Origin of the sequence: Streptomyces sp. YGL11-2 (genome assembly GCF_050054615.1) — a bacterium.
In the GTDB taxonomy this organism is placed as follows: domain Bacteria; phylum Actinomycetota; class Actinomycetes; order Streptomycetales; family Streptomycetaceae; genus Streptomyces.
The window spans coordinates 50535-76093 of sequence record NZ_JBNHIN010000020.1; the positions used below are offsets into that span (position 1 = coordinate 50535).

General features: G+C 73.3%; 23 protein-coding genes. 15 read left to right on the forward strand and 8 right to left on the reverse strand.

Going from position 1 to position 25559, the window contains the following annotated elements; genetic code table 11:
* Positions 1-36 precede the first annotated feature (36 nt).
* The gene (locus ACO1BR_RS22880; protein WP_426796944.1) at positions 37-927 is read left to right on the forward strand and encodes an acyl-CoA thioesterase; all 891 of its coding nucleotides are present in this window, start codon (positions 37-39) and stop codon (positions 925-927) included.
* On the opposite strand, the gene ACO1BR_RS22885 is transcribed toward ACO1BR_RS22880, so the two are convergent.
* Positions 917-1798: a DUF6397 family protein gene (locus ACO1BR_RS22885; protein ID WP_426796945.1), complete on the reverse strand. Its 882-nt coding sequence runs from the start codon at positions 1796-1798 to the stop codon at positions 917-919. The two genes, ACO1BR_RS22880 and ACO1BR_RS22885, sit on opposite strands and share 11 nt — an antisense overlap.
* 78 nt (positions 1799-1876) lie before the next feature.
* Positions 1877-2284 (reverse strand): roadblock/LC7 domain-containing protein, encoded by a 408-nt coding sequence (locus ACO1BR_RS22890; RefSeq protein WP_426796946.1) that lies wholly within the window; start codon positions 2282-2284, stop codon positions 1877-1879.
* 165 nt (positions 2285-2449) lie between these two features.
* Between ACO1BR_RS22890 and ACO1BR_RS22895 the strand changes: the two genes are divergently transcribed.
* Positions 2450-2878, forward strand: a complete 429-nt coding sequence (locus ACO1BR_RS22895; RefSeq protein ID WP_426796947.1) for a PPOX class F420-dependent oxidoreductase — start codon at positions 2450-2452, stop codon at positions 2876-2878.
* A 50-nt stretch (positions 2879-2928) separates the two neighbouring features.
* On the opposite strand, the gene ACO1BR_RS22900 is transcribed toward ACO1BR_RS22895, so the two are convergent.
* Positions 2929-3543: a GTP-binding protein gene (locus tag ACO1BR_RS22900; protein WP_426796948.1), complete on the reverse strand. Its 615-nt coding sequence runs from the start codon at positions 3541-3543 to the stop codon at positions 2929-2931.
* Between the two features lie 247 nt (positions 3544-3790).
* Between ACO1BR_RS22900 and ACO1BR_RS22905 the strand changes: the two genes are divergently transcribed.
* Positions 3791-5281, forward strand: coding sequence for a purine-cytosine permease family protein (locus tag ACO1BR_RS22905; protein WP_426796949.1), 1491 nt, complete (start codon positions 3791-3793; stop codon positions 5279-5281).
* Complete coding sequence (locus ACO1BR_RS22910) at positions 5278-5889, forward strand: class I SAM-dependent methyltransferase (protein ID WP_426796950.1); 612 nt, start codon at positions 5278-5280, stop codon at positions 5887-5889. The genes ACO1BR_RS22905 and ACO1BR_RS22910 overlap by 4 nt, the downstream gene beginning before the upstream one ends.
* Positions 5890-5910: 21 nt before the next feature.
* Here the strand turns inward: ACO1BR_RS22910 and ACO1BR_RS22915 are convergent, their stop codons facing one another.
* Positions 5911-6807, reverse strand: a complete 897-nt coding sequence (locus ACO1BR_RS22915) for an oxygenase MpaB family protein (RefSeq protein ID WP_426796951.1) — start codon at positions 6805-6807, stop codon at positions 5911-5913.
* 91 nt (positions 6808-6898) lie between these two features.
* Here ACO1BR_RS22915 and ACO1BR_RS22920 point away from each other — a divergent pair, with 91 nt between their 5' ends.
* Positions 6899-7201, forward strand: a complete 303-nt coding sequence (locus tag ACO1BR_RS22920; RefSeq protein ID WP_426796952.1) for a hypothetical protein — start codon at positions 6899-6901, stop codon at positions 7199-7201.
* Here ACO1BR_RS22920 and ACO1BR_RS22925 read toward each other — a convergent pair.
* Positions 7171-7593, reverse strand: a complete 423-nt coding sequence (locus ACO1BR_RS22925; protein ID WP_426796953.1) for a hypothetical protein — start codon at positions 7591-7593, stop codon at positions 7171-7173. The two genes, ACO1BR_RS22920 and ACO1BR_RS22925, sit on opposite strands and share 31 nt — an antisense overlap.
* An 89-nt stretch (positions 7594-7682) precedes the next feature.
* Between ACO1BR_RS22925 and ACO1BR_RS22930 the strand changes: the two genes are divergently transcribed.
* Positions 7683-8480: a hypothetical protein gene (locus ACO1BR_RS22930; protein WP_426796954.1), complete on the forward strand. Its 798-nt coding sequence runs from the start codon at positions 7683-7685 to the stop codon at positions 8478-8480.
* A 143-nt stretch (positions 8481-8623) separates the two neighbouring features.
* Here ACO1BR_RS22930 and ACO1BR_RS22935 read toward each other — a convergent pair whose 3' ends face one another.
* Entirely contained in the window at positions 8624-8806 is a 183-nt protein-coding gene (locus ACO1BR_RS22935) for a hypothetical protein (RefSeq protein WP_159506979.1), read from the reverse strand.
* A 149-nt stretch (positions 8807-8955) separates the two neighbouring features.
* Here ACO1BR_RS22935 and ACO1BR_RS22940 point away from each other — a divergent pair, with 149 nt between their 5' ends.
* The 4 genes from ACO1BR_RS22940 (at position 8956) to mmuM (ending at position 15748) form a co-directional block, all read left to right on the forward strand.
* Positions 8956-12255: a DEAD/DEAH box helicase gene (locus ACO1BR_RS22940; protein ID WP_426796955.1), complete on the forward strand. Its 3300-nt coding sequence runs from the start codon at positions 8956-8958 to the stop codon at positions 12253-12255.
* A gap of 29 nt (positions 12256-12284) precedes the next feature.
* Complete coding sequence (locus ACO1BR_RS22945; protein ID WP_426797016.1) at positions 12285-13700, forward strand: SWF or SNF family helicase; 1416 nt, start codon at positions 12285-12287, stop codon at positions 13698-13700.
* Positions 13701-13908: 208 nt separating this feature from the next.
* Positions 13909-14781, forward strand: a complete 873-nt coding sequence (locus ACO1BR_RS22950; RefSeq protein WP_426796956.1) for a YceI family protein — start codon at positions 13909-13911, stop codon at positions 14779-14781.
* 19 nt (positions 14782-14800) lie between these two features.
* Positions 14801-15748, forward strand: a complete 948-nt coding sequence (gene mmuM / locus ACO1BR_RS22955; protein WP_426796957.1) for a homocysteine S-methyltransferase — start codon at positions 14801-14803, stop codon at positions 15746-15748.
* A 215-nt stretch (positions 15749-15963) separates the two neighbouring features.
* Here mmuM and ACO1BR_RS22960 read toward each other — a convergent pair whose 3' ends face one another.
* Complete coding sequence (locus ACO1BR_RS22960) at positions 15964-16917, reverse strand: hypothetical protein (RefSeq protein WP_426796958.1); 954 nt, start codon at positions 16915-16917, stop codon at positions 15964-15966.
* Between the two features lie 179 nt (positions 16918-17096).
* On the opposite strand from ACO1BR_RS22960, the gene ACO1BR_RS22965 reads away from it, so the two are divergent.
* Entirely contained in the window at positions 17097-18062 is a 966-nt protein-coding gene (locus ACO1BR_RS22965) for an acetylxylan esterase (protein WP_426796959.1), read from the forward strand.
* A gap of 116 nt (positions 18063-18178) precedes the next feature.
* Here the strand turns inward: ACO1BR_RS22965 and xylA are convergent, their stop codons facing one another.
* On the reverse strand, positions 18179-19345 hold the full coding sequence (xylA, locus tag ACO1BR_RS22970) for a xylose isomerase (RefSeq protein WP_426796960.1): 1167 nt from the start codon (positions 19343-19345) through the stop codon (positions 18179-18181).
* Positions 19346-19574: 229 nt separating this feature from the next.
* Between xylA and xylB the strand changes: the two genes are divergently transcribed.
* The 4 genes from xylB to ACO1BR_RS22990 all read left to right on the forward strand — a co-directional run bounded on the left by xylB (position 19575) and on the right by ACO1BR_RS22990 (position 25508).
* Positions 19575-21032 carry a xylulokinase gene (gene xylB / locus ACO1BR_RS22975; RefSeq protein ID WP_426796961.1) on the forward strand — a complete coding sequence of 486 codons (1458 nt, stop codon included), beginning with the start codon at positions 19575-19577 and terminating at the stop codon, positions 21030-21032.
* 93 nt (positions 21033-21125) lie between these two features.
* Positions 21126-22385, forward strand: a complete 1260-nt coding sequence (locus tag ACO1BR_RS22980) for an ROK family protein (RefSeq protein ID WP_426796962.1) — start codon at positions 21126-21128, stop codon at positions 22383-22385.
* Positions 22386-22547: 162 nt separating this feature from the next.
* Complete coding sequence (locus ACO1BR_RS22985) at positions 22548-23960, forward strand: family 2B encapsulin nanocompartment shell protein (RefSeq protein ID WP_426797017.1); 1413 nt, start codon at positions 22548-22550, stop codon at positions 23958-23960.
* A 132-nt stretch (positions 23961-24092) separates the two neighbouring features.
* Entirely contained in the window at positions 24093-25508 is a 1416-nt protein-coding gene (locus ACO1BR_RS22990; protein ID WP_426796963.1) for a family 2B encapsulin nanocompartment shell protein, read from the forward strand.
* The last annotated feature ends 51 nt before the right edge of the window (positions 25509-25559 follow it).

Sequence of the window (25559 nt, forward strand, 5' to 3'; positions counted from 1 at the left end):
CCCGAGGCCGCCGGAGGAGATGACGGAGGGCCACCGGTGACGACGAATCCGGCCGAGAAGCTGGTCGATCTGCTGGACCTCGAACAGATCGAGGTGAACATCTTCCGGGGCCGCAGTCCCCAGGAGAGCCTCCAGCGGGTCTTCGGCGGGCAGGTCGCCGGCCAGGCGCTGGTAGCTGCCGGGCGGACCACCGCAGGGGACCGCCCGGTCCACTCGCTGCACGCGTACTTCCTGCGCCCCGGCCGGCCCGGGGTGCCGATCGTGTACCAGGTCGAGCGGGTCCGCGACGGGCGGTCCTTCACCACCCGCCGGGTCGTCGCCGTCCAGCAGGGACGCACGATCTTCAATCTGACCGCCTCCTTCCACAAGCCGGAACCCGGCTTCGAACACCAACTGCCGATGCGCCGGGCGGTACCCGACCCGGACGATCTGCCGAACGTCGCGGAAGAGGTCCGTGAGCACCTGGGCGGTCTGCCCGAGGCGCTGGAGCGGATGGCGCGCCGGCAGCCGTTCGACATCCGGTACGTCGACCGGCTGCGCTGGACGCCGGACGAGATCAAGGGCGCGGAGCCGCGCAGCGCCGTCTGGATGCGCGCGGTCGGACCGCTGGGTGACGATCCACTGGTGCACACCTGCGCGCTGACCTACGCCAGCGACATGACCCTGCTGGACGCGGTCCGGATCCCGATCGAGCCCCTCTGGGGCCCGCGCGGCTTCGACATGGCCTCCCTCGACCACGCCATGTGGTTCCACCGCCCCTTCCGCGCGGACGAGTGGTTCCTCTACGACCAGGAGTCCCCGATCGCCACCGGCGGCCGGGGCCTGGCCCGCGGACGGATCTACGACCGCGAGGGCAGGCTGCTTGTCTCCGTCGTCCAGGAGGGGCTCTTTCGTCCCCATGATCCAGCGCACCCGGCTACCGCATAACACCTTTGCAGGAGGGGCTGTTCCGCAAGCTGGGCGGCTGAAGTGGCGGGCGAGCGGCGGTAGTTGGAGCGGTCGGCGTCCTTGGTCGTCCGGGGTCTTCCCGACGGGCCTCTTCCAGGGACCGGGAGAGGCTGACCCTGTACCACATCACCTCGTCGAACTCCTCGGCTGTCAGGACCCGTTCGAAGGCTTCGCGGGCCGCGGAGGTCGCCGTGATCATGGAGGCGAGGGCCGGGCGCAGCCTGCGCAGCAGCGTGCGCTCCAGCGGGTCCTGGGCGACCGAGGCCAGTTCTTCCGGAGGGAGTACGGCGGCGATCACCGCGGCCGAGGCCCAGGGGTCGTCGGCCTGGCCCATGAGCTGGGCGACCCGGCGGCTGCGCCATTCCCGGGCCCGCCAGTCCTGCCCGTTGTCGAGCATCACCCGCATCGCGGCCGGGGTGCTGCCCTGCATCAGCTCCGGCTGGCGCTCCGCGAACTCCGCGATCTCCGTGGCGAGATAGAGCCAGACCACGGCGCCGAAGCGGTTCACATAGAACCGCACGGGACTCACGCAGCCGGCGCGGGTCAGCCGCAGGGCCCGGCCGGGGCCGATGCCCATCAGCGTGGCGGCCTCGTTCGTGGTGAGGGTGTGGAGGCGTTCGCGCAGCGCCTCCGGGAAGCCCGGCTCGGCCTGCAGCCGGGCGATCTCCTCCGCCGGCACCCGGCGCCGGACCGGCGGCCCGGCACGCCCCGGCCGGTCCTCTGGCCCGGCCGGGACCGTCCGTACCTGTCCGAGCTGGGTGGCGAGCTCGAACTCGCCGCTCCGCAGCTCCAGTTCCCGGGCCGCCCGTCCCATCGCGAGCGTCTGCCGCCCGTCGCACATCACTGTCATGTTGCTTCCCCCGCAACTCGTTCCATCACTGACAGTGACGACTGTGCCGCGGGAGGCGACCGCGAGTCAACGCCCGCCTCAAGCCTGTGGATAACTCTCCGACCGGCGGGCCGCGACGCCGAGGTGTTCCCCCACGCGATTGACCAACAGCGTCATTTCGTACGCGATCTGGCCCATGTCGGCGTCGGCTCCGGCCAGCACGCACAGGCAGCTGCCGTCCCCCGCCGCCGTCACGAACAGCACCCCGTCGTCGAACTCGATCATGGTCTGGCGTACCCGTCCGATACGGAAGTGGAGTGCCGACCCTTTCGCCAGACTGTGCAGCCCCGAAGCCACCGCGGCGAGATGCTCGGCGTCCTCCCGCTCCAGCCCCTGGCTCACGCCGGTCACCAGCCCGTCGTTGGAGAGCACCAACGCGTGCCGCACCTTCTCCACCCGTTTGGTCAGGTCGTCCAGCAGCCAGTCGAGTCCGCTGCTCAATGCCATGCCGGTTCCTCCCCGTATCCCCGTCCGCACGCGCGGCCGGACGGCAGTTCGCGGTCCGTCCGCAGACTGCCGTGCCAGCCTGTCCCAGGTCTGCCGTCTCGGCAAGCGGCACTACGCCCGGCGCGCCAAGTACCGCGGGACCGTGCCGGCGGCCAGGATGTCGGCATGGCGCGGACGATGACCGAGGACGAGTGGCGGGCGTTCCTTTCCGAGGGCACCCGTACGGGAAAGCTGTCGACCGTACGGGCCGACGGGAGCCCGCACGTCGCCCCGGTGTCGTTCCTCATGGACGGTGACGAGCTGGTGTTCAACACCGGCAAGAAGTCGGTCAAGGGCCGCAACCTCGTCCGCGACGGCAGGGTGGCGCTGTGCGTCGACGACGAACGGCCGCCGTTCGCGTTCGTCGTCGTGCACGGGACGGCGGAACTCAGCGAGGAGCTGGCGGACGTACGGCACTGGGCGACCCGCATCGCGGCCCGCTACGTGGGCGAGGAGCGCGCGCAGGAGTACGGCGCCCGCAACGGCGTGCCGGGCGAACTGGTGGTCCGGGTCCGGATCGACAAGGTGGTCGCGGTCGCCGATCTCGCGAGTTGACGGGCGGGGGCGCCGCGGGTCAGCCGCTGCCCGCGCCGCCCCGCCGCGGGTCAGCCCACCGAATCCAGCTGGCGGGCGGAGCGCAGCCGCCCGGCGTGCTCGACGAGACGGACCAGCACCTCCTTGCCGGAGTCGCGGTCCCTGGCGTCGCAGAGGACGACGGGGATGCCGCGGTCCAGGTCCAGCGCGTGGGAGACCTCGTCGGCACCGTAGGAACGGGCCTCCGCAAAGCAGTTGACGGCCACGAGGAACGGTATCGCGCGGCGCTCGAAGTAGTCGACGGCCGGGAAGCAGTCCTGCAGCCGGCGGGTGTCGGCCAGCACCACGGCCCCCAGGGCGCCCTCCGACAGGTCGTCCCACAGGAACCAGAAACGGTCCTGCCCAGGAGTGCCGAAGAGGTACAGGGCGAGGCCGTCCCTGATGGTGATGCGGCCGAAGTCCATCGCCACGGTGGTACTCGTCTTGCTGTCCACTCCCCCGGTGTCGTCCACGGATTGGCCCGCCTCACTGAGGCGTTCCTCGGTACGCAGCGGCCGGATCTCACTGACCGAGCCGACCAGGGTGGTCTTGCCCGCCCCGAATCCGCCCGCGACTAAGATTTTCAGCGACAATTCGGGGTCAGGGTCCAGGGCTGCGCCTTCCGGGGCCCCTTGTGCGGCGTTCATCGGCCGTCTCCTTCAGGGTGCGGGTCCCGCGCATCGCGGGGCGTGCGGATCCATGGCTCGGCAGGGGGAGCCGACGGCGGCACGGAGCGCCGTCCGAAATCCATGGCGAGGACCGTACCGCCCGCTGATCGGGATGTCCTCGAATTCACGAAAGCTGCCAAAGGCTCTGGTCAAGATGGTCTCCGGCCAAGCCGATTACCGCACACCCGTTCCCCTGCGGCCCGTGCTCATGGGAGAACATGAGCCCATGACGCAGCAGCAGTCGGAGCGGCGGCCCGGCCCGCCCGCGGGCGCGCACACCACGGCGGGCACCGTGGAGCGCAACGGCATCGACCCGGTTCCGGAAGCCGAGCGGCATGGCGCGCCCCGGTCCCTGTTCTGGCCGTGGGCCGCGTCCGGGCTGTCCCTGCTGTCCATCGCCTACGGGAGCTATCTCATGGGCCTCGGGCTCAACCCCTGGCAGGCGGTGGCCACCGGTGTCATCGGCTATGTGCTGTCGTTCCTCCTCGTCGGCGTGGTCTCGATCGCCGGTGCGCGTACGGGGGCACCCACGATGGCCATCGGGCGGGCCTCCTTCGGACGGCAGGGCAACAAGCTGCCCACCTTGTTCAGTTATGTCTCGAACGTCGGCTGGGAGACCGTACTGGTCGCGCTCTCCTCGCTGGGCGGAGCCGCCATCCTGGCGCGCGTCTCGCCCGAGGTCTTCGCCCGGCCCGACGGGCGGACCCCGACCACCGGGGCCCAGGCCCTGTGCTTCGCCGTGACCGCCGTCTCCGTGGTCGTCGTCGGGATCTACGGGCATGCGCTGATCATGAAGGTGCAGACCTATGTGACCGCCTCGATCACCGTCACGACGGTGGTCTACATGGTGCTGATGGCCGGCCGTGTCCACCCGTCCGCCCTCGTACACGGCCCACCGGCCGATCTCGGCACCGTCATCGGGGGCGTGGTCTTCGCGATGACGCTCCTGGGCTTGGGATGGGTCAACTGCGGTGCCGACTACAGCCGTTACCTGCCCCGAAGGAGCAGCGGCCGGGCGATCGCCGGCTGGACGACGCTGGGCGGGGTACTGGCCCCTGTGGTGCTGCTGGTCTTCGGGGTGCTGCTGAACGCCGGTGACCCCGGGCTCGCGCGGGCGGCGGCCGCCGACCCCGTGGGCGCGCTGGCCGCCGAGCTGCCGACCTGGTTCCTGGTGCCGTATCTGCTGACCGCCATCGGGGGCTTCGCCTCCGGGGCGATCATGGACATCTACAGCTCGGGCATGTCGATGCTGGCCCTCGGCATCCCCGTCCGCCGGCATCTCGCGGTGCTGGTGGACGGTGTGCTGATGGCGGCGGGTGGCTGGTACGTGCTGTTCGTCTCGCCCGGTTTCTTCGCCACGTTCCAGGCGTTCCTGTCCATCATCGGGGTGGCGATGGCCGCCTGGACGGCGGTCTTCCTGGTCGAGCAGTGGCGCCGCCGCCGGACCGGCTTCGCTCTGGACGCCGTGCCCGCCGTGGGATGGCCGGCGGTGCTCTCCCTGGCCGTCGCCACCGCCGTCGGACTCGGCCTGATCACCTCCGCGGATCCCCACATCGCCCGGGTGGTGGGCTATCTGCTGACCGACAGCGCCGCACACGGCACCCTGGGCGCCATGAACCTCGGCGTCGTGGTCGCCCTGCTCGTCGCGGGCGCCCTGTACGCCGCCACCGCCCCGTTGGCCGACCCCCGTCCCGCAGCCCCCGAAGGAACCCGATGACCGACCACCACGCCGACCGGCCGCACGAGGTCCGCGCGTTCTTCGCGCCGCGCGCCGCGAGTTGGGACGCCAAGTTCCCCGATGACGGCCCCGCCTACGCGGCGGGCGTCGCCGAACTGTCGCTCCGGAGAGGCGATCACGTCCTGGACGCCGGCTGCGGCACGGGACGCGCCCTGCCGGCCCTCAGAGAGGCCGTGGGAGCGCGCGGAACGGTGCTGGGCGCGGACCTCACCCCGGAGATGCTGCACGCCGCCGTACGAGCCGGACGCGGCGCCCACGGAGCCCTGCTGCTCGGCGATGTGACCCGGCTCCCGCTCCGCGGCGCCACCCTGGACGCCGTGTTCGCCGCCGGGCTGATCTCCCATCTGCCCGACTGCGCGGGCGGCCTGTCCGAACTGGCCAGGGTCGTCCGCCCCGGTGGCCGGCTGGCCCTCTTCCACCCCGTCGGCCGGGCGGCCCTCGCGGCGCGCAAGGGCCGCCCGCTCACGCCCGGCGACCTCCGGGCGGAGCCGAACCTGCGGCCCCTCCTGGCCGGCAGCGGCTGGGACCTGGTCCGGTACGTGGACGAGGACTCCCGCTACCTGGCGCTGGCGGTCCGCCGGGGGTGAGCCCCCGGCGGACGCCGTGCCTCACGATGCCGCCGGGTCCTCCTCATGAGGAACGGGGCAGCCGCCCATCCGGCGCGCGGCGGGGAACGTCCCCAGCTCGGCCACCCGGAAGCCGTTCGGATAGCCCTTGATCTCCGGGTTCTGGCGGGCGTAGTGCGGGGTGCGGCGGGGCGGCAGCAGCCGCACGGCCCGGGCGCGCAGCTTGAGGGCGCCGCGTACCGCCTTCCGGACCGCGGGCCTGGGCCGGTCGTAGCGGAAGGCGTCCAGCAGCGTGTCGTCCAGGAGGGCCATGCTCGCACCGCGCACCACCGGTGCGAGCGGTCCGTACCAGCCCGCCATCAGGTCCAGGGTGGCGTCCGACACCCGGCGGGCGCCGGGGTCCCAGCCGAAGTGCGCCGTCTCGTAGGCGTCGAGGCAGCGAGCGAAGTCCTGGTGGGTCTGCGGGATTTCGGTGATGCCCATGTGGCGCCCGAGGGTGCGGTAGTAGGCCGCTATGGCGCACTTCTCGTGTTCGCTCAGCCGCCGCCAGCCGTACCGGTCGATCCAGCGGATCGGCACCACCACGAAGGTGCACAGCACATAGCGCATGTCGTCGTTGCTGATGTCGTGGCTGCGGTGCATCTGGTTGATGCGGCGGAGCGCGGTGCGGCCCTCGTCGGCGTCGAAACCGTGCTCCAGGACGGCGTCCAGGAGGAGGGCGGTGTCGTCGTAGCGCTTCTGCGTACGGTCCGTCAGTTCCGCGGTCTCGGCGAGCAGTCGGCCGATGCTCGGTACCGCGTAGGTGCGGTAGAGGGCCAGTTCCAGGGCCCTGGTGACGTCCCAGGGGAACTCGTAGGTGGCGGTGATCCGGTAGATCCGCAGGAAGTCCCGCTCCGGATCGAGCCGCCGGATCTCTTTGAGCCAGTCGTAACGCCGCACCTGCTGTCCGTCCTTTCGTCAGCCGACGTTCCAACATTAGGCGCTGCGGGCACACTTCAACGACGGTACGGGCGCCGGATCGGGAGTCGGGATGACCGGATTCATACGCGAGATCGTCGGGGTGTTCCACAGCGGCAGACGGCCGGGAGCGGAGCGCGGGCACCCTCTCGCGGGCCGCCCGCACAATCTCTTCGAGGCCGCGGCCTGCTACGTGGCGGCAGCCGCCGAGGAGGACGAGGAGTGCGCCGCGCAGGCGGCGGCGTGGGTGTCGCCGGAGGCTCTCGCCTTCGGCGTCAACGAGCTGGCCTGCCGGGCGGTGATCGCACTGGCGCGGGAGCGTGCGCAGTCCCCCCGGGAGGTCGCCTACGAACTGCTCGGACTGCCGGTGTCCTGACGGGATGCGCCGGCACCCCCTCGGGCGCGCGCGGTGGCACCGTGGCGGTCGATCAGCGTGGGGTCCGCGACGGCCAGCGCCGCCGCGACCGGCATTCCGGTGCGGGCCGCGAGCGCCAGCCGGTCCCGGACCTCACGCGGGGTGCGCGGACGGTAGCCGGGGCCCGTACCGCAGCAGCCGCCGTGGAAGGTCAGCCCGGCGCGCAGCACCGCCTCCAGCGCCCGCCAGCCCGCGGTGTCCCGCCGCTTGGGGACGACCAGATCGGCGCCCGCGTCGATCAGCTCCCCGTGGCACTGCGGGCAACGGTCGGCTCCCCGCGAGCCCGCCGTCTTCTTGTACGCGGCGCGGCACTCCAGGCACACGAAGTGCACCCGGCTGCGGTAGAAACACATCGGTGCAGCGTACGGCTGGTGACAAGGCCGGACCAAGCCAATTAGGGTGCGCCGACGTAGTGCGGATCGGAATGGATGGGGAGGCCCGCGTGCCGACGACCGAGAGCGCCGACAGCGACCCGTCGGGCGACGAGTTGTTCGTGCTGACGGCGGTGCTGCTGACGCCCGCGCAGTTCCCGAGCGTGCTCGGCGACGACTACCCGGAAGTGTGCGCGGGCCTCGGTCTCGAACCGTACGCGGAAGGCTACGGGCTGGTCCTCGGCCAGGACGGCGCCGGCGCGCGCTGGACGGTGGCCACGGAGGACGTGACGCTGGTGGCCTGCGCGATCGCGGCCTGGGACTGCGGCATGGAGTACGACCTGTCGCCCACGGACGACAGCCTCGTCGCGGCGCTGCCCGGCTGGCCGCTCCCCCTCGCCGTGTCCGCACCCGGGGTGCCGCAGCCGCACGACCCGGAACCGCAGGAGGGCGGCCCGGCGACGCTCACGCCGCCGGACGCCGCGGAGTGGGGCCCGGCGCAGCGGCGGCTGGGCGCGGACGAGATCGCACTCCAGTGGGCGGCGTGGCGCGCGCAGGTGGACGACGAGGACGTCACCTTCGCCGAGCCGGGCGAGCAGTCGCACAAGGGCGTGCGGCGGGTACTGGAAGAGGCCCGCGGCTACCTCTCCGAGCCGCCGCCGCCCGGCCGGGTGCGGTCGTCGTTCGCGGTGGGCGAGGCCCGTACGCTGCGGGTCGACGGGCCGGGCTGGAGCCTGGTCGCCCGCACCGACGACATCGCGTTCGTGCTGCTGGACGACGAGCCCGGCGAGGTGCATCCGGTGGGCCGAGGGCCCGAACTGCCCGGTCTGCTCGCGTCGTTGGACGCGCTGGCGGCACGCCCCGTCTGACGCTCGCCGCGGGGCGGCATCAAAACCGCCTCGCAGGGCCGCGGTCGGTGGCCTGCGGTGCAGTCGTTCCGACCCCCGACTGCCGCGGCGGCGCGGGACGTCCGCGGCCCCGCACCCCCGGCGTACGACGGGGGTCCGTGAGGTCAGCGGTCGATCTGCTTGCGGCCGGCGTGACGCAGCCGGCGCCGCTGGGAGGGGTCGAGCGTCAGATACGCGATGGCCGGGATACCGACCATGACCAATACGGCCGCCCAGAAGGGCAGCAGCGACAGCAGGATCACTCCCACCACGACGCCGCCGATCGCGACCTTCGCCTGTGTGGACATCCTTCACGCCCCTTCCGCGGCGCATGCCGCGCTCTGTGTATTCCATTGAACGCCCTTTTCATGCCGCGGGTTCCATGCCGCGGCCGTTCCTCCTGTACCCTCGGGCGGCTCAAGGGCAAGTAGTCAAACTTGAGGAGTTCTCGGTTCCAGTGGCTTCCCTCACCGCGGTCACCCCTGATCTGCTCTCCGACCTCTCCCGCTGTGCGGCGGTCTTCCTGCCGTCCGATCCACCCCGGCTCGGCCGGATCGCCTTCTGGCGCCCCGACGGCGACCCCGTCATGGGCACTTCGGGCGCCTTGGGCGCCTCACCCCGGGACACGTACCACGGCGGCACGCGGGGCGACGAGGTCCCCGGCGAGAGCGGGCCGGCGACGGAGGAGATACCGGTCGCGCTGCCGGTGGCCTCGGCGGACGGTTCCGACGGCGCCGGGGCGGGCCGCACCCGGAACGGCGGCACGGACGCCGGGATCGCCGTATGCGCCGTACCGGCCCTGGTGCTGCCGGTCGCCGCCGCGCTGCCGGTCCTCACCCGTGCCCGTGCCGCGAGCGGCACCCAACCGGCCGCCGCCTTCTGGGGAGCGGCCTCCGTACTGGCCCTCCAGATCGCCGCCCGCGGCCGGCTGCTGCCCGGTCTGAGCCCCGCCGGCCACGACGCCTGGCGGCTGGGCCCGCTCGACCCTGACGACATCCGGCGGCTGCGCGACCTCGCCGCCGCGATGCCGCCGTACGCGCACGCCACCCCGCTCCCCGGCACCGACCCGGTGGCGCTGCCGGAGCCCGAGCGCCATCTCCGGGCCTTCCTGGACGCGGTCGCCGACGGTCTGCCCCGTACTCCCGCGGCCGTACTGGCGGCTGGTGGAACGGCCTTCGCCGCAGCCGCCCCGCAGCACATCCCGGAGCAGCGCGCCTGGGCCGCGGATGTCGCCGCCGGACACGACGCGGGCGTGCGGATCTCCCTGCGAGTCGAGGTGCGGGGCGCACGGGACGGGCTGTCCGGCCGCGACGGGCTGCGCGGGCCGCACGAGCCCGCCGCGCCCTGCGGGCCGGGCGAGTTGGGCCGGGCGGCCGCACCCGACGTCACCTTCAGCGCCGTCCTTCAGCTCCACAGCGCGACCGACCCCGCGCTGTGCGCGGATGCCGCCGAGGTCTGGGCCGGCACGACGCCGACGGGGCAGGCGTTCGGGCCGCGGGCCCGGATGGACACCCTGCTCACACTGCGCCGTGCGGCTCACGTGTGGGCTCCGCTGACACCGCTGCTGTCCGCGGCCGTCCCCGACGCGCTGGAACTCGCCGACGAGGAGATCGCGGAACTGCTGGGCCCGGCGTCCGGCGCGCTGGCCGCCGCCGGGGTGCCGGTCCACTGGCCGAAGGAGCTGGCGCGCACGCTGACCACGCAGGCCGTGGTGGGACCGCCCGGGGCCATGGGCGCGACCGGGACGGGGGCGACCACCGCCGCGTACCGCACCGCCCGTGGCGACGGGCACCGGACGGCGGCGGACGACAGCCCCCGCCCCGGGATCCGGGGAGGAGACGAGGCAGCGGAAAGGAACGGGGACGGGGACGGGAGCGGTCGCGATTCCGGCGGAGCCGGATCCGGTATGCCGTCCCTGCTGTCCGCCGGGGCGCTGCTCTCGTTCAGCTGGCGGTTCGCGATCGGCGGCCAGGAGATCGACCGGGCCGAGCTGGACCGGATCGCCGAGGCCGGCCGGCCGTTGGTGCGGCTGCGCGACCGGTGGGTGCTGATCGATCCGGCGGCGGTGCGTGCCGCCCGGGACCGGCGGGACCGCGAGGTCACCCCGCTCGACGCGCTCGGTGCCGCGCTCACCGGCAGCGTCGCGGACGGCGACGGCCACCGGGTGGAGGTGCGCGCGTCCGGCATGCTGGCCCAACTGCGCGACCGGCTCGCCGATCCGGAGCGTGCGGACGCCGCCCCCGTGGAGCAGCCGGCCGCCCTCGCCGCCACCCTGCGCGACTACCAGCTGCGCGGGCTCGGCTGGCTGCACCGGATGACCTCGCTCGGCCTCGGCTGCTGTCTGGCCGACGACATGGGCCTGGGGAAGACCGTCACCCTGATCGCCCTCCATCTGCACCGGCAGACCGACCCGGCATCCGCCGGCCCCACCCTGGTCGTCTGCCCCACCTCCCTGATGGGCAACTGGCAGCGGGAGATCGAGAGGTTCGCCCCCGGTACTCCGGTGCGCCGGTTCCATGGCGGGCGGCGCAGTCTGGGGGAGCCCGCGGACGGCGAGTTCGTCCTCACCACGTACGGCACGATGCGGCTGGATGCCGGGAAGCTGGCCGCGGCGGGCTGGGGGCTGGTCGTCGCCGACGAGGCGCAGCACATCAAGAACTCCTTCTCCGCGACCGCCCGGGCACTGCGCACCATCCCCGCCGGGGCCAGGGTGGCGCTCACCGGCACGCCCGTGGAGAACGACCTGTCCGAGCTGTGGGCCGTACTGGACTGGACGACGCCCGGACTGCTGGGGCCGCTGGGACGGTTCCGCAGGCGCTACGCACGGGTCATCGAGGGCGGCGCGGCGTCCCCCGAGGCGGGTGCGGCGGCGGAGCGACTGGCCCGGCTGGTACGGCCGTTCCTGCTGCGCCGCCGCAAGTCCGATCCGGGGATCGCGCCGGAGCTGCCGCCCAAGACGGAGACCGACCGGGTGGTGGCCCTGACGAAGGAGCAGGCCGCGCTGTACGAGGCGGTGGTGCGCGAGGGGCTGAGCGAGATCTCCGGGACGGATGGGTTCGCCCGCCGGGGCCTGGTGGTCAGGCTGCTGACCTCGCTCAAGCAGATCTGCAACCACCCCGCGCAGTACGTGAAGGAACCGTACGAGGGCGAGCCGTACGAGAGGGAGCCGTACGTGACGGAGCGGTGCGGCTCGTCGGAGGCCGGCGCGGCGCGGTTCGCCGGGCGGTCGGGGAAGGTGGAGCTGCTGGACGAACTCCTCGACACCATCCTCGCCGAGGGGGCGAGCGTGCTGGTCTTCACCCAGTACGTGCAGATGGCGCGGCTGCTGGCGGCGCATCTGGCGGCGCGCGGCGTCACCGCCCAACTGCTGCACGGCGGAACGCCGGTGGCCCGGCGGGAGGAGATGGTGCGGCGCTTCCAGGACGGCTCGGTCCCAGTGTTCCTGCTGTCGTTGAAGGCGGCCGGTACGGGCCTGAACCTGACCCGGGCGGCGCATGTGGTGCACTTCGACCGCTGGTGGAACCCGGCCGTCGAGGCGCAGGCCACCGACCGCGCGTACCGGATCGGGCAGACCCAGCCGGTGCAGGTCCACCGGATCGTCACGGAGGGCACGATCGAGGACCGGATCGCCGACATGCTCTCCCGCAAGCAGCGGTTGGCGGACGCCGTACTGGGCTCCGGCGAGGCCGCACTGACCGAACTCAGCGACGCGGAACTGGCGGACCTGGTCGCACTGAGGGGGAGCAGCGAACGATGACCACACGGAACACGCGGGAAGTGCAGGACATGGGGGATACGGCAGATATGCGGGACGGCCTGGAGACGGACGGGCAAGGTCCCGAGCGGACCTTCGCCGCGCTGCCGGCGGCGCGCGGGCGGGCGTTCGCGCGCAGCTGGTGGGGGCAGGCGTGGCTGAAGGCACTGGAGGACACCGCGCTGGACGGGCAGCAGCTGAAACTCGGCCGCCGGCACGCGCGGGCCGGGGCGGTCGGCGCGGTATCGGTACGCCCCGGCCGGGTCACCGCCGTCGTACAGGACCGCGACCACACCCGGCACCGCTCCGACGTCCTGCTGCAGCAGCTGGGGGCGGCCGACTGGGACCGCTTCCTGGACCTGGTCGCGGACCGGGCCGGGCATATCGCTGCGCTGCTGGACCGGGACATGCCGCCGGCCCTCGTCGAGGACGCCGCCGTCGCCGGGATCGAACTCCTCCCGGGCATCGGCGACTTGGAGCCGGAGTGCGACTGCGGGGCATGGGACCACTGCGCGCACTCCGCCGCGCTGTGCTATCAGGTGGCGCGGTTGCTGGACGAGGATCCGTTCGTCCTGCTGCTGTTGCGCGGCCGGGGCGAACAGGCGCTGCTGGACGAGCTCCAGGAGCGGAGCGCGGCCCGCGCCGCGGTGACCACGGGCGAAGTGGCGACCGCGGACGCACCCGCGGGCCGTTCCGGGGAGGCGCCGGACGCCACGGCAGCAACCGGCCAGGGAAGCGGAAACGGGAACGGGAACGGGAACGGAAATAGAAACGGGAACGCGCCAGGGGTAGCGGCCGCCGAGGTGTACGCCGCGCGGGACATCCTGCCGCCGCTGCCCGCGCCGCCGCCGGTGGTCACGCAGCCGGGCGGCGCTCCGGTGCTAGGCGGCGGCACCCCGCCCGCGCCCGGTGTCGACGTGGCCGCGCTGGAGTTCCTCGTCGACGACGCGGCGGCGCGCGCCCGGCGGCTGCTCTCCGACGCGCTCTCCCCCTGGCACCCCGACACCCCGCCGCCGCCCGGACTGACGCCGGAACAGGACGCCGTGCGGCTGGCGGCAGACGGACCCGGCACGGTCATGGCGGCGCGCCTGGCCGCCGGTTCGGGACGCGACATACGGGGCCTGGCACGGGCGGTACGGGCCTGGGAGCTGGGCGGCCCGGCCGGCCTGGCGGTCCTGGAGGAGGACTGGACTCCGGAACCCGCGGTGCTGGCCCGCGCCGGCGAACGGCTCGCGGCGGCCTGGGAGGACGGCGGGACACGGCCCCGGCTGCGCGCCGCCGGCAACCGCTGGACGGTGCTCGGCGGCGACGCCCAGCTCCGCTACGGCCGCGACGGGCGCTGGTGGCCGTACCGCAAGGAGGCCGGCCAGTGGACGCCCGCCGGCCCGGCCACGGACGACCCGGCGGCGGCCCTGGCCGGGATGACGACGCCCTCGGACGGCGACTGACCACCATCGCGCCGCCCTCCGCCCGCTGAAGCCCCTTCGCGCACTGAAGTCCCCTCGCGCACTGAAGAAGCCCCTGCAGCCAACGTCACCTTTCTCCCGCTCTTGACACCCGATGACCACTCCGATGCACGGCAATGACAGGATGGAGACGCATCTGCACCTTTTCCACAATTCTTTCCGTGATTCGACCGAGAGGCCCCGTCCTGTCATGCCGCTCGCCATCCTCCAGCGCCTGCGCGACCGTTCGCCGCACAGCCCGCAGTCACCGCTCCCCCACGGGGCGGGCGCGCTGGACCTGTCCGTGCACGATCCGGTCGGCCTGCCGATGGCCGGAGTCGAGATATCGGTCCGGGACACCGACGGTCAGGAAGTGACGCACGGCCGGACGGACCCGAACGGCCGGCTGACCGTGACGCTGCCGCCCGCCACGTACCGCCTCGTGGTGACCTCCGACGGCTTCCGGCCGGTGCGCATCGAGGCGGTGGTCGTGGCGGGCGAGCGGACGGTGCCGCGGCCGGTCGCCCTGCAACTGGCGCCGGCGCTGCCGCTGCCCGCCCCGGGGCAGTGGCGGATCGACCCCGACCACAGCGCCATCCGCTTCACCGCCCGGCACATCGGACTGGCGGAGATCCACGGCCGGTTCAACCACTTCGAGGGCGGGCTGTGGATCGGTGAGCGGATGCGGGACTCCCGGGTGGAGGTGACCATCGACGCGGCGAGCATCGACACCGGTGTGCGGATGCGCGACGACCATCTGCGGTCGGCGGAGTTCCTGGACGTGGCGCGGTACCCGTGTCTCCAGTTCGCCGGAGAGCGGTTCGTCCACAAGGGCGGCAGTCGCTGGGCCGTACAGGGCGTGCTGCATCTGCACGGCGTCAGCCGCAACGTCCAGCTGGACGCCCGCTACCTGGGCATCGGCACGGGCATCGCGGGCGAGACCCGTACGGCGTGCACGGCCGTCACCGAACTGCACCGCGAGGACTTCACCCTGGACTGGCGCACGATGCTGGCCAGGGGCATCGCCGCGATCGGCGCTACGATCCGGATCGAGCTGGACATCCAGGCGGTCGAGCACGTCTGATCCCCAGGAGGTGTGGACCATGAGCGGGCCTTCGACACCGTCGTCCTCCCCCGCGGCGACGCCGTCGTTCGCCGAGGCGCTCGCCGCGGGACCGGTCGTCCTCGACGGCGGGCTGTCGAACCAACTGGAGTCCGCGGGCTACGACCTGAGCGACGCACTGTGGTCGGCCCGGCTGCTGGCCGAGGAGCCGGAGGCCGTCGTCCTGGCCCATCTCGCGTACTACGAGGCGGGCGCGCAGGTGGCGATCACCTCCAGCTACCAGGCGACGTTCGAGGGGTTCGCGCGGCGCGGCATCTCCGCGGAGGACGCCGCGGCGCTGATGGGCCGGAGCGTGGAGCTGGCGCGGGCGGCAGCCGCGCGGGCGCAGGCGGGCGGCGTCGCCGGACCGCTGTACGTCGCCGCGTCGGCCGGTCCGTACGGGGCGATGCTGGCGGACGGGTCCGAGTACCGCGGTCGCTACGGCCTGTCGGTGGACGAGTTGGAGCGCTTCCACCGACCGCGCCTGGAGGTACTGGCGGCCGCCCGGCCGGACGTGCTGGCACTGGAGACGGTGCCGGACGCGGACGAGGCGGTGGCGCTGCTGCGGGCGGTACGCGGCCTGGGTGTTCCGGCCTATCTGTCGTACAGCGTGGCCGGGGACCGTACGCGGGCCGGGCAGCCGCTGGCGGAGGCGTTCGCGCCGGCGGCGGATGCGCAGGAGGTGATCGCGGTCGGGGTGAACTGCTGCGCGCCGGACGACGCGGACCGCGCGGTGGAGATCGCGGCGCGGGTCACCGGCAAGCCGGTGGTGGTCTACCCCAACAGCGGGGAGATCTGGGATGCGGCGGCGCGGGCGTGGTGCGGCAGCCCGGCGTTCAGCGGGGACCGCGTCGCCGCATGGGTGGCCGCGGGGGCCCGGCTGATCGGCGGCTGCTGCCGGGTGGGCCCGGAGACGATCAGGGAACTGGCGGCGGCACTGGGGCGTTGAGGTGGCAGGGTACGGCTCGCCCCACACCTACGGCTCGCCCCACACCTACGGCCGCGCGATACGAGCGCCTGCGCTCCTGTTACGCACGCCGGCGCCCCTCCGCCTGCCCCGCCCCCCCCCCGCCCCCAACCTCCCCACTACACCCGCCCACCCCCCGAAGGGGGGTGGGCGGCGGGGAAAAAACAAGGGGTGGTCACACCAGCGGCAAGGCGTGGTCAGACCAGCGGCCTGGTGAGCTTCTTGGTGCCGCTCTTGTTGGCCGTCAGGCTGCAGATCACCGACTTGATGCCCAGCTTGTACCCCTTGAGGCTGGGGAACTGGACGTAGGTGCCCTCGGCGGTTCCGGCCGGCTGCTTGGACGCCTTGCTCTCCAGTTCGGAGGCGCAGAGCGAGGATGCCTTGTCCTTGATCTCGTTCTCGGACGACAGGCCGAACGGCAGGGTGTAGACGAAGACGACCTCGGCGTCGTGGGCGCCGTTGCAGGCGGCGGCGTTGCTGTTGCCGCCGTCGTCGCCCGGCGGGATGTCGTAGCAGTCGCCCCGCCTCAGCTCGTAGAAGGGAATCGTGCGGCTGCTGGGCGAGGCCGCGCCGGCTCCCGGGCCGGTGGGTGCCGTGGACGGCGAGGGGGTGCCGGACGGGGTCGCGGAGGCGGAGTCGGACGGGCTCGCGCTGGACGGGTAACTGGGGCCGGAGCCCGAGGGCTTGGCCTGGTGCGTGCCGTCGCTGCCGCTGTTGACCCAGACCAGGGTGCCGATGACGGCTGCCAGCACGAGCACACCGGCGCCGACGATCAGCGCGATCGCCTTGCCGTTGCCGCCGCCCCGCTGCGGAGGGCCGGGCGGCTGCTGCCAGCCACCCGGACCACCCGGACCACCCGGACCACCGGGGCCGCCCGAGCCGGGGGGTCCGAAGTCGCCACCCCCGGAGGCGCCGTACGGCCCGGAGGCCGCCGGGCCGCCACCGGTCGACGGATCCGCGGGTCCCGTCGGGCCGGCCGGTCCGGACGGCCCGTAGCCGCCCGCCCCGTAGCCACCCGGTCCGTACGGGCCCTGCCCAGGGCCCTGCGCGCCGGGTCCGTAGCCGCCGCCCGGCGGGCCGAAACCACCGGGGGTGCCGGGGGCCTGCTGATGCGGCGGCTGGTTCGACGGCGGAGGCGGCGGATAGCTCATGGCGGAATTGATCGCTTCTTTACGGTGTTTTGAGGGACGTGGTGGCCAGCCCCGGACATCCCTGGTCTGAAATGTCCATCCGCTGGGCACCGTTGGCGACGAGCGGCCAAGGACCGGCCCTGGTCCGCGATCGCCCGGAGAGACCCTAACGTGTACGCCCGACGGCCCGGAGGTGCTCCATGTTCACCGACCTGCCCCTGGACGAACTGCGCCGCTACCGCCCACCGCTGCCCGAGCCCGCCGGGTTCGACGCGTTCTGGCGGCGGACGCTCGACGAGGCCCGCGGCCATGCACTCGACGCGCGGTTCACCGAGGTCGATGCCGGGCTGGCGCTGCTGCACACCGCCGATGTGGAGTTCTCCGGCTTCGGCGGGCACCGCATCCGCGGCTGGTTCCTGCGCCCGCGGGCGGCCGCCGGCCCGCTGCCCTGCGTCGTGCAGTACCTCGGTTACGGCGGCGGCCGGCTGCTGCCGCACGACTGGCTGCTGTGGCCGTCCGCCGGGTACGCGACGCTCGTCATGGACACCCGGGGGCAGAGCGGACCCAACCGGCCCGGTGACACACCCGATCCGGTCGGCGCCCCGCACCCCGGCGTACCGGGCAAGATGACACAGGGCCTGCTCGATCCCGACGACTACTACTACCGGCGGCTGTTCACCGACGCGGTCCGGGCCGTGGAGGCGGCCCGCGGGCACGCGGCGGTGGACGCGGAGCGGATCGTGGTCGCGGGCGGCAGCCAGGGCGGTGCCCTCGCGCTCGCCATGACGGGGCTGGTCCCGGGGCTCGCGGGCGCGCTGGTCGATGTGCCGTTCCTGACGCACATCCGGCGCGCCCTCGACATCACCGACGAGGGACCCTACGGCGAACTGGTCGGCTACTTCGCGGGCGAACGCACCCGCATCGACACCGCGCTGCACACCCTCGACCACTTCGACGGGCTGAACTTCGCGGCCCGCGCGAGCGCCCCGGCGCTCTTCGGTACGGCGCTGCGCGACGCCGTCGTGCCGCCGTCCACCGGGTTCGCCGCGTACCACCACTACGCGGGCGAGAAGGAGCTCCAGGTGTGGCGGTTCAACGCACATGAGGGCGGCGGCGGGGAGCAGCGGGCGGCGGAGCTGCGGTTCGTCCGCGAGCTGTTCGGCTGAGGGGACCCGCCCCGGCCCCTCGGCCGGTCGCCTCAGGGGAGATCGTCCGCCCCTGAGCCGAGCCCTCTCGCCTCCCTTGTCCCCCTCGTCCCCCTCCAGGGTCGCCGCTCCGTCCGTCAGCCGACCGCCCCCATCAAGTGGTCCACCGCCAACTGGTCCAGCCGCTCGAACGCCATACCCCGGGCACCCGCCCCCTCGGCGTCGAACGCCTCGTACGCGCCGCGGTCGGCCAGCAGTCCCGCCAGGCCGTCCTCGGCGGTCGGCCGCGCCAGTTCGCCGACCCGCGCCGCCCGTAGCGCATCCTGGACCGCCGGGTCGGCGCGGAAGGCCGCCGCGCGTTCCCGCAGCAGCAGGTAGGTGCGCATACAGCCCGCCGCCGAGGCCCAGACGCCGTCCAGGTCCTCGGTGCGCGGCGGCTTGAAGTCGAAGTGCCGGGGACCGTCGTAGCCGGCGGTCTCCAGCAGGTCGACCAGCCAGAACGCGGACCGCAGATCGCCGGCGCCGAAGCGGAGGTCCTGGTCGTACTTGACGCCGCTCTGGCCGTTGAGGTCGATATGGAGAAGCTTGCCCGCCCAGAGCGCCTGGGCGACGCCGTGCGGGACGTTCAGACCGGCCATCTGCTCGTGGCCGACCTCCGGGTTGACGCCGTAGAGCTCGGGGCGCGCCAGCCGTTCGATGAAGGCCAGGGCGTGGCCGACCGTGGGCAGCAGGAGGTCGCCGCGCGGCTCGTTGGGCTTGGGCTCGATGGCGAACCTCAGGTCGTGGCCCTGCTCGGTGACGTACTGCCCGAGGAGGTCGAACGCCTCCTTCAGCCGGTCCAGCGCGCAGCGGACGTCCTTGGCGGCGCCAGATTCCGCGCCCTCCCTGCCGCCCCAGGCCACGTAGGTGCGGGCGCCCAGTTCGGCGGCGAGGTCGATGTTGCGGAGCGTCTTGCGGAGGGCGTGGCGGCGGATGTCGCGATCGTTGGCGGTGAAGGCGCCGTCCTTGAAGACGGGGTGGGTGAAGAGGTTGGTGGTGGCCATCGGGACGGCCAGGCCGGTGGCGTCCAGCGCCGTGCGGAAGCGCTTGACGGCGGTCTCGCGGGCGCGGTCGCCGGAGCCGGGCGGAATCAGGTCGTCGTCGTGGAAGGTGACGCCGTACGCGCCCAGCTCCGCCAGCCGGTGCACCGCTTCGACCGGGTCCAGGGCGGGGCGGGTGGCGTCCCCGAAGGGGTCCCGGCCCTGCCAGCCGACGGTCCACAGGCCGAAGCTGAACTTGTCCGCGGGCACGGGGTGATGGCTCATGGCGGCTCCCTCGGTCGGGTCGTCCGGGGCGTGCGGTGCGGGCCGGCACACCCGGTCGTGGCGTCCGGCGCCGCGCCCCACCCATTTAGTCAACGAGCTTTACAAATTGCGTCGCGGACAAATTAATATGCGGCAGCACACCGGGGAACCCCCTGGGAGAAACCCGGACCGCCGGGCAACCCCGGGGAGTTCGCACCCCGGGCCACCAGCCGCCAAGGGAGAGTGCACGATGGGCGCACAGTCGGCCGGACCGCTCGTCGTCGGGGTGGACAGTTCGACGCAGTCCACCAAGACGCTGGTCGTGGACGCGGAGACCGGCGAGGTGCTGGCCCGGGGCCAGGCCCCGCACACCGTCAGCGGCGGCACGGGAGCGGACGGGGGCGAACCCGGCGGCAAGGAGAGCGATCCGGAGCAGTGGTGGCGGGCGCTCGGTGAGGCGCTGGACCGGTGCGGGGCGGCGGCCCGGCAGGCGTCCGCGGTGTCCGTCGCCGGGCAGCAGCACGGGCTGGTCGCCCTGGACGCGTCCGGCGCGCCGGTCCGCCCGGCGCTGCTGTGGAACGACGTACGGGCGGCGCCGCAGAGCGAGCGGCTGATCCGGGAGCTGGGCGGCGCCGAGGTCTGGGCGCGGCGGACCGGAAGCGTGCCGAGGTCCGCGTTCACCGTCGCCAAGTGGGCCTGGCTGTGCGACAACGAGCCGGAGGCCGCCGCGGCCACCGCCGCGGTCCGGCTGCCGCACGACTACCTGACGCAGCGGCTGACCGGCCAGGGCGTCACCGACCGCGGGGACGCGTCGGGGACCGGCTGGTGGGCGTCGGCCACCGAGGCGTACGACACGGAGATCCTGGAGCACGTCGGGCTGGCCCCGGAGAAGCTGCCGCGGGTGGCGCTCCCGGGCGAGGCGGCGGGCACCGTACGGAGCACGGAACTGCCGCTTCCCCAGGGGGCGTTGGTGGCCGCCGGGACGGGCGACAACATGGCGGCGGCGCTGGGCCTGGGTCTGCGCCCCGGGCAGCCGGTGCTGAGCCTGGGCACCTCCGGCACGGTCTACGCGATCGCCACCCGCCGGCCGACCGATCCGACCGGGATCGTCGCGGGCTTCGCCGATGCCCGCAGCGACTGGCTGCCGCTGGCCTGCACCCTGAACTGCACGCTCGCCGTGGACCGGGTGGCGGCGCTGCTCGGCCGCGACCGGGAGGCAGTCGAGGCGGGCGGCAGCGCCGTACTCCTGCCCTTCCTGGACGGCGAGCGGACCCCGAATCTGCCGCACGCCTCGGGGCTGCTGCATGGCCTGCGGCACGACACCACGGCCGGCCAGCTCCTCCAAGCGGCCTACGACGGTGCGGTGTTCGCGCTGCTCCAGGCCCTGGAGCAGGTACTCGACGCGGATGCCGCAGCGGACGCGCCGCTGCTGCTGATCGGCGGCGGGGCCCGGGGCCGCGCCTGGCGGGAGACCGTACGGCGGCTCTCCGGGCGCCCGGTGGTGGTGCCCGAGGCGCAGGAGCTGGTGGCGCTCGGCGCCGCGGCGCAGGCGGCCGGGCTGCTGCTGGGCGAGGATCCGGCGGCGGTGGCGCGCCGCTGGGGGACGGCCCGCGGCGCGGCGTTCGAGGCGGTGGAGCGGGACACCGCCGCCTGCGACCGGCTGGCGGCCACGCTCGCCGACGGGTCGGCCCTGCTCAGCCGCCGCTGACCGCCCGCTACCACAGGTCCTGCTTCGCCGCGTTGCGGATCACCCCAACTCGCCTTGCTCACAACCCCCTTACGACCCTCCCGGGAGACCGCCATGCCCGCCCCCGCCGACGACACCCCGCAGGGCATCCGCCGCCGCAATCTGGCCCGGGTGGTGCGGGTGGTGGCGGCCGAAGGGCCGCTGTCCCGGCCGGGTGTCGCGGCGCGGATCGGGCTGACCCGGGCGGGCGTGGCACCGCTGGTCGACGCGCTGCTGCGGGCCGGGCTGCTGGTGGAGACCGGGCCGGCGGCGACCGGCGGGCGCGGGCGGCCGGGCAGCGAACTGGCGATCGGCGACCGGGGACCGGCCGGGATCGGGGCGGAGATAGGCGTCGACCACCTGGCGGTGTGCGCGGTCGATCTGCGCGGCCGGGTCCGCGCCCGGGTGGCGGCGGACGCGGCGAACCGGCACAGCGAACCGGGGCCGGTGCTCCGACGGTTGTCCGCGCTGGTGGCGGAGGTGCGCACGGGGATCGCCGCCGAGGGGCTGCGGCCGGCCGGGCTGGCGGTCGCCGTCCCGGGGCTGGTGGCCCGGGGCTCGACGACGGTGGTGCACGCCCCCAACCTCGGCTGGCGGGACGCCGACCTGGCACCCGCCCTGGCCCCGGAGTACGGCGCCGGGGCCATACCGCTGACCGTGGAGAACGAGGCGAACCTCGGCGCGCTCGCCGAACTGCGGCTGGGCGGCGGCACCGGCGGGCCCACACCGCCGGACTTCCTGCACGTCTCGGCCGAGATCGGCATCGGCGCCGCGGTCGTGGTGGGCGGTCAACTGCTGCGGGGCGCACGGGGGTTCGCCGGTGAGCTGGGGCACGTCCCGGTCCACCCGGAGGGCCGCCCGTGTGACTGCGGCGGGCGGGGCTGCCTGGAGCAGTACGCGGGCGAGCGGGCCGTGCTGCGCGCCGGCGGGCTCTCACCGGAGCGGGCGGCGGCCGGCCGCCCGGGGCCGGGGGCCGCGGTCGCGCTGCTGGCGCGGCGGGCCGCCGACGGGGACGCGGCGACGGTCCGCGCCCTGCACGAGGCGGGCACCGCACTGGGGATCGCGCTCGCCGGAGCGGTGAACCTGCTCGATCCGCGGACGGTGGTCCTCGGCGGTTCGCTGGCCGGGCTGGCGCCGTGGGTCCTGCCGTCCCTGGAGCGGGAGTTGACGCTGCGGACGGCCGTCGCGGCCCAACCGGCCGATGCCCGGGGGCCGTTGGTGACCGTATCCCAACTGGGTGCCGACGGGCCGCTGTTCGGCGCCGCGCACGCCGCGCTCCGGACCGTTCTGGACGATCCGCTGACCTTTTCCCCGGCACACCGTTCCCGGTACTGAAAACCGCTAAACCCTTTCCAGAGAAGCCGAATTCCATGCCACCCCATCCAGCGATTGTGCCGCGAAAAGTCAGGCAACTATCTTCGGTGCGGCGAGCTGCCGGGGAGCTGCGCCGTGCGCTCTCCGGGCGGTCCGCGCCGCACCCTCCACGAGATAGGTGACATGGTGACGATTGCCGGCGAAACACCGCCCGGAAGCACCGAAGAGACCCCGCATTCCAGTCTGAGTACCGCAGCCGCACGGAACTTGGCGACGACCACCAAGACCGCGCCGCAGATGCAGGGGATCACCTCCCGCTGGCTGCTGCGGCTGCTGCCCTGGGTGCAGGTCTCGGGTGGTACGTATCGCGTCAACCGCCGGCTTGCGTACACCGTCGGCGACGGGCGGATCGACTTCGACATCATCGGCACCCAGGTCTCGATCATCCCGGACGAGCTGCGCGAACTGCCCTCGCTGTGGGAGTTCACGGACACCGAGGTGCTCGCGGCACTCGGCGAAAGGTTTACTCAGCACGAGTACGCGCCCGGTGAGCTGATCGCCGAGGCCGGTACGCCCCACGACCGGGTGGTGCTCATCACCCACGGCCGGGTCGACCGGATCGGCACCGGCAAGTACGGCGACGCGACCGTCCTCGAAGCGCTGGCCGGCGGCGACCACCTCGGCGACGAACCGCTCACCAGCCCGGACGGCGACTGGGAGTTCAGCTACCGCGCGGTGACCCGGGTGACGGCCATGGCACTGCGCCGGCAGGACGCCCATGAGGTCATCGGCCGCTCCGACGCGCTGCGCGAGCATCTCGCCTCGGCCACCGACGGCGCCGGGCCGCCGACCAACGCGAGCGGCGAGTCCGCGGTCGCGGTCGCCTCCGGCCACCACGGCGAGCCGTCGCTGCCCAGCACCTTCGTCGACTACGAGCCGGCCCCGCGGGAGTACGAACTCAGCGTCGCGCAGACCGTACTGCGCGCCCACACCAGGGTCGGCGACCTCTACAACGACCCGATGAACCAGGTCGAGGAGCAGCTGAAGCTCACGGTCCAGGCGCTGCGCGAGCGCCAGGAGCACGAGATGATCAACAACCCCGAGTTCGGGCTGCTGCACAACGCCGACCTCAAGCAGCGCATCCACACCCGCACCGGCCCGCCCACCCCCGACGACCTCGACGAACTCCTCGCGACGGTCTGGAAGGACCCGGGTTTCCTGCTGGCGCACCCCAGGACCATCTCGGCGATCGGCCGGGAGTGCAGTGCCCGCGGGCTGTACCCGGACCCGGTCTCCTTCATGGGCCACTCGGTGCCGTCCTGGCGCGGGGTGCCGATCTTCCCGTGCAACAAGATCCCGGTGACGAAGGAGCGGACGAGTTCGGTGCTGCTGCTGCGCACCGGCGAGGACAAGCAGGGCGTGGTCGGTCTGCACCGCAGTGGAATTCCGGATGAATACGAGCCGAGCCTTTCGGTGCGTTTCATGGGAATCGACGACACGGCCATCATGAACTATCTCGTCAGCGCCTATTATTCGGCGGCAATTCTCGTTCCCGATGCGCTCGGCGTCCTGGAGGACGTGGAAATCGGCCACTGAGGGGAAACCACCTCGCCGTCCGGTCGGACCGCGCACCCGGCGTTCCGGCCCCCTCCCGCACGTCTTCTTCCTTGTCTTCTCCACCGCTCGTGCAGAGCGTTACGTACCGAACGGAACAGGTGAACCCTCGCCATGACCACATCGGTGGATCCCACCTCCGGCCCGCAGGCGTCCGGCATCGAGCAGCTGCGCTCCAGCCTGGACACCGCCGCCGCCCGCAAGCTGGCGACCACGACGAAGACGCCGCCGCAGATGCAGGGCATCTCCTCGCGGTGGCTGCTGCGCATCCTGCCCTGGACGGAGGTCAGCGGCGGCACCTACCGCGTGAACCGGCGGCTGACCCACACGCTCGGCGACGGCCGGGTGGAGTTCGTCACCCAGGGCGCCGAAGTCCGGGTCATTCCCCAGGAGTTGCGGGAGATGGCGCCGCTGCGCAGCTTCGACGACAACCCGACGCTGGAGGCACTGGCCGACCGGTTCGTCCAGCGGGACTTCGCCCCCGGCGACATCCTCGCCGAACGGGGCACGCCGACCGACCAGGTCATCCTGATCGCCCACGGCAAGCTCGAACGGCTCGGCACCGGCAAGTACGGCGACGAGACCGTGGTGGCGGTGCTCGCCGACGGCGACGCGGTCGGCGAGGTGGCGCTGCTGAGGCCGGACGCCGAGTGGGAGCACACCGTACGGGCGGTCACCCGCGGCACCGCGCTGACGCTGTCGCGCGCCGAGTACGAAGAGGTGCTGGGCCGTTCGGAGGCGCTGCGCGAGCACGTCGAGAACTTCCGTACGGCGCTGGTGCCCGCGCAGAACAAGCACGGTGAGGCGGCCATCGAACTGGCCGCCGGCCATGTCGGCGAGCCCGAGCTGCCGGGCACCTTCGTCGACTACGAGCGCGCACCGCGGGAGTACGAACTCAGCGTCGCGCAGACCGTGTTGAAGATCCACTCGCGGGTCGCCGACCTCTACAACGACCCGATGAACCAGCTGGACCAGCAGCTGCGGCTCACGGTGGAGGCGCTGCGCGAGCGCCAGGAGCACGAGATGGTCAACAACCGCGAGTTCGGGCTGCTGCACAACGCCGACCTCAAGCAGCGCATCCACACCCGCAGCGGCCCGCCCGCCCCCGACGACCTGGACGAGCTGATCTCCCGGCGCCGCAAGACCCAGTTCCTGCTGGCGCATCCGCGCACCATCGCGGCCATCGGCCGGGAGTGGAACGCGCGCGGGATCTACCCGGCGAACACCGAGATCGACGGGACGGCGGTGCGCGCCTGGCGGGGCATTCCGCTGCTGCCCTGCAACAAGATCCCGGTCAACCCGGACCAGACCAGCTCGATCATCGCGATGCGGGTCGGCGAGGAGAACCAGGGCGTGGTGGGGCTGCACCAGACCGGTATCCCGGACGAGTACCGGCCGGGTCTGTCGGTGCGCTTCATGGGCATCAATGAGCAGGCCGTCATCAAGTACCTGGTCAGCGCCTACTATTCGGCGGCGGTCATGGTGCCGGACGCGCTGGGCGTGCTGGAGGACGTCGAGATCGGCCACTGACCACGCCCCCGCCCGGGTGCCGGCCGCGCCGCCTTCTGGCGTCCCCTCAGA